8 protein-coding genes are annotated in these 14,783 nt (G+C 46.8%); 2 read left to right on the top strand and 6 right to left on the bottom strand.

Translation table 11 applies throughout. The features are described 5' to 3' along the window. Positions 1-21 precede the first annotated feature (21 nt). Positions 22-2,745 carry an adenylate/guanylate cyclase domain-containing protein gene (locus MHH56_RS08380; protein WP_339207688.1) on the bottom strand — a complete coding sequence of 908 codons (2,724 nt, stop codon included), beginning with the start codon at positions 2,743-2,745 and terminating at the stop codon, positions 22-24. Positions 2,746-2,984: 239 nt separating this feature from the next. On the opposite strand from MHH56_RS08380, the gene MHH56_RS08375 reads away from it, so the two are divergent. Beyond that, positions 2,985-3,371, top strand: a complete 387-nt coding sequence (locus tag MHH56_RS08375) for a DUF4280 domain-containing protein (RefSeq protein WP_076267901.1) — start codon at positions 2,985-2,987, stop codon at positions 3,369-3,371. A gap of 1 nt (position 3,372) precedes the next feature. Continuing rightward, positions 3,373-5,196, top strand: coding sequence for a hypothetical protein (locus MHH56_RS08370; RefSeq protein ID WP_339207687.1), 1,824 nt, complete (start codon positions 3,373-3,375; stop codon positions 5,194-5,196). Positions 5,197-5,833: 637 nt separating this feature from the next. Here the strand turns inward: MHH56_RS08370 and MHH56_RS08365 are convergent. The 5 genes from MHH56_RS08365 to MHH56_RS08345 all read right to left on the bottom strand — a co-directional run bounded on the left by MHH56_RS08365 (position 5,834) and on the right by MHH56_RS08345 (position 14,769). Continuing rightward, entirely contained in the window at positions 5,834-7,513 is a 1,680-nt protein-coding gene (locus tag MHH56_RS08365) for a GDSL-type esterase/lipase family protein (protein WP_339207686.1), read from the bottom strand. Beyond that, a complete protein-coding gene (locus MHH56_RS08360; RefSeq protein ID WP_339207685.1) occupies positions 7,513-8,562 on the bottom strand; it encodes a DUF1835 domain-containing protein in 1,050 nt (349 codons plus the stop codon). Before MHH56_RS08360 ends, MHH56_RS08365 begins: the two co-directional genes overlap by 1 nt. A gap of 106 nt (positions 8,563-8,668) precedes the next feature. Further along, positions 8,669-10,339 carry a hypothetical protein gene (locus MHH56_RS08355; protein WP_339207684.1) on the bottom strand — a complete coding sequence of 557 codons (1,671 nt, stop codon included), beginning with the start codon at positions 10,337-10,339 and terminating at the stop codon, positions 8,669-8,671. Between the two features lie 26 nt (positions 10,340-10,365). Continuing rightward, positions 10,366-12,471 (bottom strand): phage tail protein, encoded by a 2,106-nt coding sequence (locus tag MHH56_RS08350; protein ID WP_339207683.1) that lies wholly within the window; start codon positions 12,469-12,471, stop codon positions 10,366-10,368. A gap of 33 nt (positions 12,472-12,504) precedes the next feature. Further along, complete coding sequence (locus tag MHH56_RS08345; RefSeq protein ID WP_339207682.1) at positions 12,505-14,769, bottom strand: putative baseplate assembly protein; 2,265 nt, start codon at positions 14,767-14,769, stop codon at positions 12,505-12,507. Between the last annotated feature and the right edge of the window lie 14 nt (positions 14,770-14,783).

Here is a 14,783-nt window from a genome sequence, read left to right as displayed (position 1 = left end):
CCTTCCTCCTAACTTCAATTTTTAAACGGCGAGTGTGCCATTCCAGCCCTCAGTCGATCCCTTCTGGTAATACTCATCACAAAGATAAAAATATAACTTTGCCGCTTTGTCGAAACGATTAATTTTGATCACTTCTATAAAGGTTTCTCTCGCATCGAAGAAACGCCCCTCTTGGCAAAGCATAATCCCCTTCTCAAACAGCGGCTTTGTACGATCCTTTAAAGCACGCTCTGTATCTGAATCTCCCTCATATACGTCAATAAGCTCAATCGGATCATCCTTGCCGTCAATTCGTACACGACCAAGCAGACGGAAGCGGAAGCGTTCCGGTGAACGCAGCTGCTCATAGAACGTACGAGTGACAAGTATTGATGCACCCATCGTATCGGACATCCGCTCTAATGTTGCTGTAATATTCACATCATCGGAGATAACATTGCCCTCCATCCGCTGCTCTTCACCCACGATCCCAAGCATAAGCGGGCCTTTATGTATGGCCATGCCTAGATCAACCGGAGCAAAGCCGGAAGCCTTCAAGCTTTCATTATAGGAAACGAGCTCTCTGCGTATCGCAACAGCCGCGCGCAGCGCATCTTCATTTCGTGAAGGGAACAGAGCCATAAAACCTGCGCCCAAATATTTGCTTATTAGTCCTTCCTCTGTCCGAACGAATGGACTAAACCGTTTTAGAAAGGTGTTCATAAAATCAAAATTTTGCTTTGGAGTCAGCTGCTTCGATAAATGATGGAATGAGCGAATATTCGCGACCATTACCGTCATATTTTGCTGAACCTGATCTCCAAGGTGAATATCGGTAATTCCCTTTTTGCCTAAATATTTAAAAATCTGCTGCGGTACAAAACGATGCGAAGCTTCGCTGAACGAAGTAATGTCCTTTATGTACGTTCGAATATGAAGCGCCATGCGATTGAACTGCTCTCCCAAATCGCCGACCTCATCCTGTGATCGTATGTTCACCTTCACATCCCAGTTGCCATTTGCCATCTCCATTACGCTTTTGCGAAGCTTGCGCAGCGACGAGAGCAGATAATACGTTACAGCGAGTACGAGAACGATTAATACTAAGCTTATAAGCCCAATGTTTCGCATGATGCTTTTGTAAATAGTTTGGTTGGATTGATACAATACATTCAAATCCCGGCCTGTTTCATAAACGCCTACAATTTTGTTAGTAGAATCATAGATAGGTCCAATTGCATATAGCCATTTGCCTGTAGCATCTTCCCATCGGTCCGTTACAACCTCGCCCTTCTCAACCACTAGCCGGTTCAGCTCGTTCTTAGGAAAAGGCTTGTACATATTGACGCCGTCATCATCATCCATAATGATGAAGATTTCACCATTTTCATATCTGTACAATGTGCTGTAGAGGCCTTTGCGATTTGCAGGATCCTCGCTTTCGAACAAGAAGTTCATTTTGCTCCGAATCGATTCATAATCCTTGCTCATATAATCGTTTGGCGAAGTCAATCGATTCAGCTGGTCGCCGTTAATCATATTTTGACCATTGCGAGCAAGCAAAGACAGCTGCTTCTGCATCTCATCTTCCATTTTGCTGGAGAAACTATCATAAATAAAATTGGATAACATAATCATCGCTATTATCAATATCGGTACAATTGCAAAAACTTGTTTGAAAAACAATGAGATTCTGCGATTAAGCACATGTACATAGAACAGTCTAATTATCATAACTAAAATAACGAGCAATACGGCAGCTGCCAGCCACGTAATCCAGCCCTGTACCACCGAACCGCGATCATAAGTTAGCTTCGTAAGGACACTCGTATGGCTGCCAGCCTCATCCATGCTGACGATGCTGTCACCTAAAGCAAGCTCCATCTGACCCGCTGTATTCATTGTCAAATCCATAATATCAAGGCTTTCCGCATGCGGTGCTTTTGTCTTTAATGATGCCTCATCTATGACCGTTCTTAAATTACTGGAATCCTTCGCATTCATACTCGTAACTGCATTTACTAGGCGATCAATAAAATATAATTTTCCATTCTCGTGCAGAAGCAGTCCTTCAGGGAAGTTTTTGCGAGTGCGATCCATGCCTTCCAACGGATAGGACAGCTCGCTTTCGCCTCCTGCATTCACTCTGAAAATAGCGCCGCGCTTCGTAGAGTAATAGATTTGATCCGGCGCATAACCTACGATTTCTGATAAGTAACGATCTGCAGGCAATTTAAATGTTAGCAGCTCCTCTGCCTTGCCGCCCGCAGCAGATAACCGATTTAATTGTACGTTCGTCTCTTCGTTTATGTAGAAATAAATATCTTCCTTTACAACTTGAAGACCTTTGATCAGCCCTACCCGTTTGTTGGTACCGCTTCCCTCGAACGTAAACAGGACCGTTCCTTTTGTATCGCCTATCGCGTAGCGAACAATTCTTTCTTCGCGTACATAAAGCCCATATCCGTCCAAAATCGTATCAAGAACATAGATTGTGCCGTCAGCCGCCACCGCTATATCTGTAAAATCATGTCTTATGGTAGCATCATCCTGCCGAATGACCTCTTCAATAGATCCTTTGCTGCCGATTCGTATAATCTCTTGACGTGAATCTCCGATAACGATCATGCTTCCATCCGGCCCTGCCGATGCCTTGGATAAATAAGTGAGGGGTTTCTCTGTTTTATACGGAGGGGTTTGAAAGTGATTTATGTTTGGATAAAGCCAGAAGCCGAGGCAAATTGCTATTATACTCAGAAGAGTCATACCCATAGTGGACCTTCGCATGTGCACCATCGCTTTCATTTTTCAAAATATTTCTATTTCCATATTACTACATGTTTAGTCATTTAGCATCAGCATTGTTGTAAGTATTCATCGAATGTTAGCTATTTTAGTAGGTTTATGTTGATGGCTTTTAGGGCTTATAGTACTATTAAAATAGTAGAATATAGCAAAAAAACAGGAGAGGCATTAAGTAAGGCCTACTCTCAGGAAGGAATTATATGGGACAACTTATATGCGGAGGAGCTACCATGCAATGCTCTTTTGGAGCAGCTCCCGGCACGTTTAATGTGTTGCCTGCCAATCGCGTTTTGACGGCTATGCCGATCGCGAACATTATGGATAATAAACCGATGGTTAATATATTGCCCTTTGGAGTATGTAATTCGCTGGCCAATCCGATGGTCGCAGCCGCAACTGCTGCTGCCTTAGGCGTACTTACCCCTCAGCCCTGTATCCCCGTTACTGCTGCTCCATGGGTGCCCGGCTCGCCAACCGTGTTAGTTGCAAACATGCCCGCTTTAAATAATTCGTCGAAATGCATGTGCAACTGGGGAGGCGTCATTCAGTTCGTGAATCCGGGACAGATGACGATACAGGTGCCATGATATGATAGCGCAAATTCTAAATCCCATAATCAAGCCCATTAAGCGAAAAATTATTGCGCCTCTTAAACGGGCGAAAACGCTGCCAAAGCGTATGCTTGCTGTGATCCGCAAATGGCTGGTCACTGCTATTTTTGGCCCGCTTCGATCGCTCAACAATTATTTGCGCATCGGGAGCTACTACATAGCGAAGAAGCTTATCGCACTTGTTCTCGTCATTACCCTGATCATCGTTTATTTTGGATTTGTAAGCCCGCCAGCCTTCATTAACAAATGGTTCGGACGAACGCCTCAGCTGGAAGCAGCTGCTGCGGCAAATGGCAGCTTCACAGGAGCTGCATCCGTCCTTGACGCGGAAGGTAATCTGCTGTTTAAAGGAGAACTGGTCGATGGTCAATACAGCGGTCCAGGGAAGCTATATTATCCAAACGGCAAGCTTCGTTACCAAGGAGATTTCGCTAAAGGAATGATGGCGGGCTCAGGCGAGTTGTTTAATGAAGAGGGAGAGCTTCTCTACCGCGGACAATTTGCTGACGATCAATATGCGGGTGCTGGAACTTTATTTTATTCAGGGGGAAAACCTCAATATGTGGGCGAGTTTGCAGTCGGAGCGTACGATGGAGCTGGTACAGCATATGATGCTGGCGGCGGGATCATCTATGCTGGCGCCTTTCTGAAGGGTTCATACAGCGGCGATGGCAAACTTTACAATGAATCAGGCAAGCAGATCTATGAAGGCCAATTTAATAATGGGGTTTATGAGGGTACAGGCAAGCAGTTTGACAATAATGGCGTTTTATTATTCGAAGGCAACTTCCTTGCTGGCAAGCTGTCAGGCCCGGGAAAACAATATTACCCATCAGGCTTCGTAAAATACGACGGCGCCTTTCTTCTCGGCAGCTATCATGGTGTTGGCAGCTTATTCAATGAGACAGGCTCCGTTGTTTATACAGGGTCATTCGCCAGCGGACAGCAGAATGGCAGCGGACAAATGTTTAATGCCTCAGGCGGTGTTGTCTATGACGGCAAATTCGTCAATAACAAATATGAAGGCATAGGAGCACTGTACGATATGGACGGCGCGCCTCTCTACAAAGGTTTTTTCAGAGACGGCAGCTTGTACGCTGAAGGCTTCATGAATCTGTCGCTCGTAAAGCTGCAAGAAACGTTGGGTGTTCCTGATGCTCCTGTAACTGTTCCTGAGGAAGAGCTTACTGAAGAAATTTTTGTAGACGAGCCTACAGAACCTATAACGACCGAAGAAGCTGATGCCTCAGCAGATTCTTCATCACCTGAACCGAATGCGACTGACCAAGCAGCGATAGCACCTTCGGCGACGCCGGAGGGCAGCAGTAATTCAGCCGCAATGCCAACAGCAACACCGCAAAGCATTCAGACAAAGACAATGGCTGCTGGCGGCTCCACTGCTCTACCTGCTGCACTTGGCAGCACCAAGGAATCGGCTGCGAACACAGAGAATGATACAACAAAAAGCGAAGACCCTGTATTTGTTGATCCCGACTTAGCACTCGATCCAATACTGCCGCAAACGCTGACGTTCAGCGCAATGCAAATGTCCTTTGTACTGGAAGTCGATGAAGACAATCCAGAAGCTTTTTTTGTAAGTCAACTGACGACATGGAATCCAGTTGTCATGGAACAAACGTACAGCAGATTATTAGCCGCCAAAACGGTATCCACCAAGGAAAAGCTCGACAATGGCCGAGTACGGGTTCTGTTCAAGTCAGGCAGTACGCTTCTCACTTTTTTATTAAATAAAGATAAGCCTGTACGACTTGAAATGTCCTATATCATTCCTGAGGAATAACAATAAAAGTGAACTGCCCCCGTCAAGTAACAGTACAAATAATAAAAATCGTTAAACAGCCTTAGTCCTAAACTCCATTGGACTGAGGCTGTTTTGTTTTGCCTGTAATCGTTCGTAATTGTAAAAGTGAATGTAGGCTTCAATGTCCTGTTCAAGCTCATCAAAAGTTCGGTATGTTTGCAAATAATATTTTTCGCACTTCAGGGTTCCCCAGAAGGATTCTGGGACTGTTGAAGGCAGCGGCTATAGGGCCAAGTTCGCCACTTTCGATTTCTTCGATAATGGTTAGTTTCTCTATTGGATTTAGACATAAAAATGCTCCACTCATAGCAATAGGTTTTTTTATTACTTCACCTGTCTACTATTTGGGGAGCATATTATAACGGACATACATTCCGCTATTTACTGATTTTAAGCCCATTTCGAATTCTAACGGACATCAGATGCGTTATTTATCCAAATTGAAGGATAACCATTGCTCTTGAAGCCAAATAAGAGACTGTATGTCCGTTAGCTCCTTAAAGATGGAGATTTCGAGCAACTAACTGCTCTGATGTCCGTTAGCTCCACACACCAAAGTTGAAGACTGTCATTTTCGTCCATTTCCCATCATCCGTTCTTTATGGCTATCATTCTCTCACTCGGAATATTGCTGAATAAAAGATAAAATCGGCTCTGGCTGCTCCAAGCTATGCGGGTGATGGCCAACTCCCGGCTTCACAATGACTTTAATGGTCCCGCCAAGCTCACGGTAACGTTTCTCGAATGGCAGCGTGTTCTCTTCTATAGGCAGCGTGTTCTCTTCTATAGGCAGCGGAATATCAGCATCACCTGCAACGATCAAAACGGGAATACCGCCTGCTGCCAGCTCTTCTACTCTGTCCAGAGGAGAGCAGCCCTTAAGTGACGATTCCGTTTCTTCCAGCTCACCGTAAACAGCCAGACACTCCTCCCACTCAGCCGCTCCACCTGCAGCTGCGCCTTTCCCGCCCGGCCAGCTGCGCATATCGAGTACAGGGGCATCTAAGTACAGCAGCTTCACTTGGTCTGGGTACTTGGCTGCATAGTTAAACGCATATAAACCGCCGCGGCTGAACCCAAAAAGCACCGTTTTTGGAGCGAGCTCATAAGCTTTTGTCACGTAGGTTTGGAACGTTCGCATCCGCTCTACCGCACCCGGGCATCCATACATGTCGCTTAGTCGATAATAAGCAATTGCCCAGCCCTGCTCGAGCAAAGCCATATCGGGGTAGGAGAACGCGTCAAAAAACTCAGCGCGCCATATCCATGGCCTGCCTTGCGCAAATGTTTTAGGAAAAACGATTAGTCCTTCTCTTCCCTCCAGCATAAAATCGATACGCTCACAGCCCTTCCAGCTTGAAGTACGGCTATTATTTTTGTTCTCTGGATGATCAGCCAAGGAGAGAATAAGATTTTTAAGCGCTTCGCCCTCCTTCAATGCCAGCTCCAGCGGCAGCGCTTCCGCTTTATTCGGGTTCGTATGTCCGACATGCTCCTTCCATGCCGAGCTGAGCAATCGATGGCGCTGCTCTACAGCCGAGAACAGCGATGAAGAGTCTGGTTGGAGCACATATTCGGGCATTTGCTCCAGTGATATATTAAACAACACACGAAGCAGAGCAGCGGCGATCAGCCAGTGCCCCTCAGCATTCGGATGAATGCCGTCCCCCGTTACATAATTGTTATTCTCCTTACGCTTATGCTCCCACTCGCGCAGCATGGGATCATGGATAGAAACGAGCGCATCTGCGACATCGTCCAAAGTCAGCACCCAGTCTGCGTATCGCTTCAATACATCCTCATAGTCAGCAAAAGGTTGAGAATAGCTGTATGCTGGTTGCCCAGAAGGAAGCAAGCTGCCGCCGGTAAACGATGCGGCATCAAATGGAGGCGGCGTCATAAGAATTATTTTGGCTCCCATGGCCTTAATCTGAGTAACAGCCCGTAATAACCCCTGTTGATACGCTTCGAATCGATCAGAAGAATAAGGATAATAGATGCCGTCATTCATTCCATAACATACAACGACCCAGTCCGGTTTGCTTTCCGCTAGAGCCTTGGCAAGCCGATCATGCACGCAGGGACGAGGAAAAGGATGCTCCGGTTCGCTTAAGCCAGATGCTGTCTCGCTGCTTACGCCAAGGTTAATGAGTGTCATTTGATTGGCTGGCATATGCTGCAGGAAATAAGCATCCATGTAAGCAATAAACGTACCCTCATCCGTAATGCTGTCTCCTAGAAAAACGATCTTTTTCTTATCTGGAATAGCAGAATCCTTCCCAAATAACGGCTTCATCAAATTGTCCTCCCTCTGTTATTTCGCACGGAATATTGATGCATCGCACCCGGCAGTCCTCTAAACGCCAAGCAGCCATCGCTAATTAGCGTCCACAGCCGATATTCAGTGAAACGAAAGTCGATTAGCTGAAAATAGTGGTCCTGTAATTCTCCAATAACAGCTCCTGCCTTTACAAATCCATCCTCGCTTTCGATTGCAAGCTTATCAATAATAGTTATAAGCCTCCTATCAAGCTCCTCTTCAGCAGCATGCTTAATCTTGCCATCTTCCCATAAACGCAGTGTACACTCTTCCTGAGACAGCTCCAACCACTCTGCTTCATAGCGTCGTCTCTCACTATCTACTATTTTCTCTGCTTGCTCATATCCGTTTACGATATTTAAGTAAACATCCCTCTCTAGCAGCCCTTGCGCATAGTGAGGCAGGTTAGTCTGCATGCTTGCCGCGTTAAGCCGAAAAAGCTCAGAAACATTCATCATATGTACGCTATTGGTACGATTCTTTAGCAAATGCATGATGAAACGCAGTCCTACCTGATCGTGCGCGTTATCGGCACACCAGATGATGATAGATTTATGCTCAGCTATGGCTGTTATTTTCTCGATCATTCTCTGAATCTGATGCTCACGATTCATGTGGTGATTAAACATAAAACCAGACAGCTTCTCCATTTGCCAAAATTCTCGAGACCGCTGTCCTTCCACACGATCAATATTCTTAATTGGACCTACTGAAAAGCAATCATTAAACGACAATACCTCATTGTCTGCATGTTTTCCTAAATTGCTTAGGGCTACTTTCAAAGACCCTGCATCCGACATGCTGCATACGAGATGAACCATGCTTTTGCGCTGCTCAGCTTCAACTCGCAAGGAATGTGAGTGCTGCACGCTTTTTTCATATATTTGTACAATGGAGTCAGCCAGAGCCATCTGCTCCCCATTTCCTTGTTCAGTAAACGGTACAGTCAGCTTTAGAAGGTCGTTTAGAAGGCTTCTAGCCTCACCCTCGCTCAGCTCCCTTAAACGCTCATAAAGGTCTTTCAAATAAAAGCCTCCTTCTTGTACACCTATACTAGTTTACGCCATATATAAAAAAAGCTGCTCAGCAAGATCATCGTTCTTATCGACCTTCTGAACAGCTTATAATGGCTTACTCCTGCTGCGATGCAGCCGCTTCTGCAAACCCTTGATCTATCTCATCATTTACTTGATCAGCCGCTTTCGCCGCACCTAAACTTTTGAATGCCCACCAGCGAACGGCGATTACAGACGCAGCCGACTCGGTTTCACCTTGAAGCTTCATTCCGATACGGAATGTGCCCTTCTCTGGATAAACAATTGTTCCAAGCGATACATTCGGTATATCAGGCTCAAACTCTGTGCCTTTAAATACGTCGCTTTGTCCATAATATACTTTTTTCATCGTGCTTGCTTGGTCAGCCAAAATCGTCTTATCGATCTCTTCCAAGCCGACTACAACCGATACTTGACCCTCGCCAAGGCCATGCTGAATTTCATCAGACACATAGTTTTTTTTGCCGCGCGAGAAGAAGAAGCCGCCTGTCTTGCCGATAGACTCCAGCGCTACTTCCATTGTACCCGTTGAAATCTCATCATACAAATGCTGAGGCCGCGGAATACCAAGCTTGAAATCAAATTCATTGCGTTCGGGATGATACTGTACATCAAGAGTTGGCTTCTCATCGTATTCCAGATCATGCGTCTCCGCGCTCGCATAAAACTTATGAAGCGATGAGGATTGCGACGTTTGCGTTAAACGCTGCAGCAGCGCGGTGCTCTCGATATATTCATCAAAAGGTACACGATCCACCTTCTCAATCATGTAGGTCGGTCCCATTTGGAGCAAGCTGATTTTGGCTAAGCAGATGCTTTGATCAGCAGAACCCTCTACTGCCTGCTCTAAGCTGCGTTCATGCCAATCCTTCAATATACGATTCGCTACAGGCTCGTCCAGCACCTCAATGATGTGCTTCGCATTCGTATCCAGTGGAATAGCCGAGTCGCCAATGGTTAACTTCGCAGCATGATTAGGTACAGTAAGCTGTGCTTTGATGCCAGCAGTCTGCGGCGCTTTCAAATGAAAACTAACCGAGTACTCCGTTTCCTGCGCATCGCCCGGCTCAACAAACATAACGGTATTCCCATCATGGCCAACAGAGGTGAAGCCCATTGCTTCATAATCATATTGGAAAGCAATTCGCGGCGTTTGCAGTGTCTTCTCAACCACCAGCTTGACCTCAACAACCTCGCCAACATTCACATACTTTGGCATACGCTGCGTAATCCGTACGTTCGCATCTTCATAAATCGTAGCTACATTTTCAAGCAATCTAACGAATTCAAATGAGGACGGTGCAGGCGCTTCTTCATTAATGAATAAACGATAGGATTCAAGCACACGGTTGTATTCGCTCACTTCATCGTTGCGAATTGCTGAATTGCCTACCGAGTGAACGGGCTCCTTGCCTTTCTCATCATAAGCGACGCACAAGTATACGTTTTTCTTATATTCATTGTTTGTAAAGCCCTCGATCATCGACAGCTTTAACGTTACAGGTGAAGGAATAACCAGTTCTCGTCCGATATAATCGATTGCTACGCCCATTTCGACCGAAATTGTTTTGTCATCTACCGCTACAACCTGCATGCCGGACAACACGCCGCTGCCATAGAGCAGACGGTTCAACAGCCTTCTTTTATCATTAAAATATTTTTGCTCCGACTCGAAATCGCGTACCGTCAACAGCTTCCCGTAAAAATAACGATTTCTCTCAAATGGATACAGCCTCGATTTTTTCACTTGTACCGCTCCTTCGCGTAATTATACTATTCCAGCTCTGAATCCATTTCTAAACGGGTATGGATATCCATGCGCTTCTCCATGCCAACGTCAACGATCAGCGTGTCATTTGGCATCGAACGATCAGGGTTCAGCTTGAGCAGTGAAGGCTCAGTCAGCACCGTATTTATGCCTAAGTACGTATGTAAATCCAAATACATCCAAGGCTGCAGCAGCACCAGCTTCGCTTCCGTATAGGCCGGCTTTTGCTCATCCAGCAGCTGTTCGATAACGACTCGCTGCTTCTCTGTTGGCGCTTGTTCCGGCCGCAGCAGCACGGTAAACGTATACGGATCACCGCTATAAAGCTGATCTGTCAGATGCCGCAGCTCTCCGTTGTCGCGCATCGCCTTTGTTTGAAAATATTCCACGATGAGCGGTGCAATACCCGTATAAATCTCGATCGTTTTCATTAAGCCTTGACGCGTGCCACGGTAACGATAAAGCTCCGGTGCGGCCTGAATGAACGCCTGCACCTGCTCATCCGTCCAATAATCATCCGTTTCCAGGCCAACCCAAGTCGCCAGCCAGCGTAAATGCTCGCCCGTTGCCCGTTCAGGATCGATGTATTCCGATAAATCCTCAATTTCTTCCTCAATCTCGGAAAACAACGTGCCGAATAATGATAAATAACGCTCAAGAAAATCACGGCTTGCCGGGTCCTCTTGATAGACAGCAGGCAAATAATTTAAATAAGTGTCTCTCGGAAAATAAATTCGCAGGGACTCCAATAGCGGCGTATACCGCTCCGAAGCGATCCATTCGATTTTTAGCCACAAGTAACGTCCTTTTGCTCCAAAAAACAATGCATCACTCGGATTAATAACCGGCACTGACCAAAATTCGGCTAGTGCATTCAGCTTTTCGCGGTAGGGAATCGTCGCATCAGCTAGCCAATCGTCTACTTTTCGATAGCTTCCGGCGATAATGCAGCTATCGTCATTTTGACTGAAATAGGATATATGAATCTGTGTGCCATCTGGAATAAAGGAGTTAAGCGCCATCTTGTGCCAGACGGTTTCGGCTTCTGCGCTATCGAACGCCCGTGAAAGCCAGACCCCTTCAGGAACACCCGTTTCCTCCATCAACAGCGTCTGCGGCTGTAAGTTCAAGATCGTAATCGTTCCGTCTTCGCTGTTCAAAATGTACATGCGATCCTTCTCATCAATCAACAGCTGATCCGCTTTGCCACGGAAACCTGTAATGCGTCCAACTGTCTCGCCAGCAGCATTCAACTGGACGATAAAGCGGTCATCCTCGCTCACTTGATCCATTTGCCTCGTGTCGCCAATATAAATCATGCCGCTGCTGTCAGCACAAAGTCCTGCATAAGGAAGAGCAGGGAGTTCACGTTTCGCACTCAATGTTCCAGTAGGCCCGAATGAAAATAGCTTTGCGTATAACGTATCAAATATATAAAGCTCACCCGATGCCGCGACGGTCATGAAGTAAGTTCGGTTCAAATGCCTTAGCTTCGCTCGTACATGCTGTGTAAACTTTGGATCACTCCATACACTGACAAGTGCGCCGCCTAACGTAAACTGGATGATCCCGAGCTTAGCGCCTTCTGCTATTGACGGCTCATCGCCTCCCGTATCGAGTTCAAGCGGTGTCAGCACGTACACATACCGGTTATCCGCTGCTATCGCAAGCGGATGCAGCAAAACTCCATCTGCTTCATTGCCTCCGCGCGACCAAAGCGTTTGTCCATTGCCGGTATGGTAAGCAGCGACTGTCCTCTCACCCGTGCGATCGGCGGCAATTAAAAGCTCGCCGGAGGCAGCAAGTCTAGCATGGGAGCTGAACAGACCATGCCCTTGTGTAAACAAGCGCTTATGATCAGCATTACGGCGGTCGTAAATCCACAGATCCGCGCGCTCATCCAGCAAAAACATATGCTCATGCTGGGAAACAGCCAGCTCTTGAATGGCAGCTGTACCTGCGAGGTCACTCAGCTGAATCGTTCCCGCTATTCCGTATTTGTTATCGCGGCAAACGCCGAAGCCTGCTAAATGAAAATCAAGATTATACCCGGTGCCGCGCAGCCAATCCTGCTCGCGGTTAATCGAGAAAAACTGGTCTTTTCCGTTCATGCTGTACCTCCTTTGCAGCCGATTGCCACGATGCTATAGATGGGTGCGACTAATGAGTTCAATTTCATGCTGCCCCGAGTAAACAAGTCCCTGCGGCGGAAGAATGATGTCTCCTCCTGCACTTTTCCTAACATGCGCACCTTCCGCATCAATCCACAAATCCTGTACGTATACTACGCCGCTCGCCTTGCTTAGCGCATTATAAATGTCTCCCTTATAGACAGACCGGCCAAATTTCCAGCCTTTGGTTTCATGCTCACCATCAAGCGGTCTTAGCAGCTTTTTCAATTGCTCTACTAAACGTTGTCCTTCATCTACGAATTGAGGCTCGACAACAACAACGGCATTGACGGTTACTTTAATATAAATGGGGGGAATGACATGTACTTCTGTCGTTATTAATCTTCTTGTATCCAAATGACGTTTTACAGTTTGCAGAAAACCGGCGCTTGGCGTTGGTGTATCGCTTAAACCGTATGGTACGACTACAACAGAAACTTGACCATTTGCCTTCTCTCGCGGATAATCATCAAGTCCCGGCTTATAGAGAGGAATTGCATGCACTCTAGCTACGGCAGCGCCTGGTGTTGCTAAAGCCAAAGTTTCGTAATCCTCATTGGTGACGGCACGGAATGTATGCTTCAGTTCTGACTGCGCCCGCTGCAGCGTTACCTGCAGCGTTTCCGCTTCCGAGCCTCCAGCTGCAAAACTTGGATTATTCACTTCGATTTGCAATGCTTTATGTGCTTCGTTCACCCACTCAGATATGAGATAAGGCTTAACGTTGCCACGATCACCACCGCCTAATTCGCAACCGGTAAGAACTATATTGGTGTCCATACTGACTGGCGGAATAGCTCCTTTTTCGCCATTGCCGAAGTAAATGAGTCTTTTGACGGGATCATAAATATAATGACGATCGCCTGGCTTAGAGCGGTCAAACTCATCTACACGCTTCCAATCCTGCCATTTGAAATGGCCATTCGGCTCTTGTTCACCTACCTGCAGCTTTAGTGCCTCGCGTTTCTTGCAGGATAGATTGTACAGCTCAAAGCTTTGGCTCGGCAGCCCATTGCTTCGTCCAATAAATCGGTAAAGGTCAAACCTAGGTTCACTAGCAATGATACGAACCGTTTGTCCAGGCGGCGGAACAGCTCCGGTAGAGCCGTCGCTAAACTGTACCGTTACATGGTCCATCGAAGCATGTCTTATAACGGTATAAAACGCAGGCGGGCGATCAGAGTGAGGCAGCTCCTCAAAGGAAGCAATCTCCTGCCAGTATCGCCATGCGCCATCAGCATCCTGCACTTGAACTCGTATTTGTCCAAAAACAGCTAAGTAGGTAGCAATATGTATTTCTTCATGGGGCTCTCCCGATACCGTAAAATCAATCACTTCGCTTAATGTATCCTTCTGCTCAGCTTTGACCGTATGCAGCATAAGCTGACGAATGCGAGGCGGCATTTCATAACCAGACTCCTCAACTGTTGCACATATCCAATATCGCGGTTGCTCGCTTGCAGGATGCACAGTTACCGTTCGCATCGGCGCTCTTAGGCAAAATGATATTTTACCGCTAAGCGTCAAATGGAGCGTCTCATCCTCTATCACTTCAACGGGCATCCACCCTGCTGTCCCTGCTGCTTCATCCCAGCAATAAGCTTTCCACGAGAGCCTTGCAGATGGAGAAATGGCTTCGCGATTGATTACCAGATGCTGCAGCTCGTCATTGCCAACGCCTTTATCCGCTTCCAAAAGATTGATGTTTATCGTGACCTGTTCCTGCGCGCTCAGCTCCCGATCGAAGGAAAGATAAAGCTTCGAGGCTGTCCTTGCATCCTTCCCGAACGCATAAAAGGCAACATTGGCATGATCATTTGTAGCTGTGACGTCATTGGCTTCCCGTTCCGTTCGCGTAACGATTCTATCCAGCGCAAGCGGCACAAGGGAAATGGAGGCTTCCGTCTCAAACATCTGATCCTCAGCCATCAGCTTTGTTCCGCGAGGCAGCGTCACTGGAGCTTTAATATTTGAGAACTGTACAGTAGCTCTCGCCGAACTTGCGTCTGCAGGCTGAATACCAAGCAGATCAAGAAATCTGCGCCTATTCTTGTCCGGGACACGGCCAATGAAATAACGCTGCATCTCTGTCAGCCAAGCGAATAACTCAATAAACGTAATGCCCGGGTCATGCGCATTCTCATCCGTCCATTCCGGAACCCGCTTCGGGATGAGCCTTCTTGCTTGTTGAACGATTTCCGCATACGTGCGGTCGTCTAGCGGCAGCCTCGGCAGCATTTGATCTCTCCTTC

Source organism: Paenibacillus sp. FSL K6-3182 (assembly GCF_037976325.1).
Taxonomy (GTDB): Bacteria; Bacillota; Bacilli; order Paenibacillales; family Paenibacillaceae; genus Pristimantibacillus.
The sequence above is the reverse complement of the archived record's forward strand: the minus strand, read 5'-3'. Positions and strand labels throughout refer to the sequence as shown.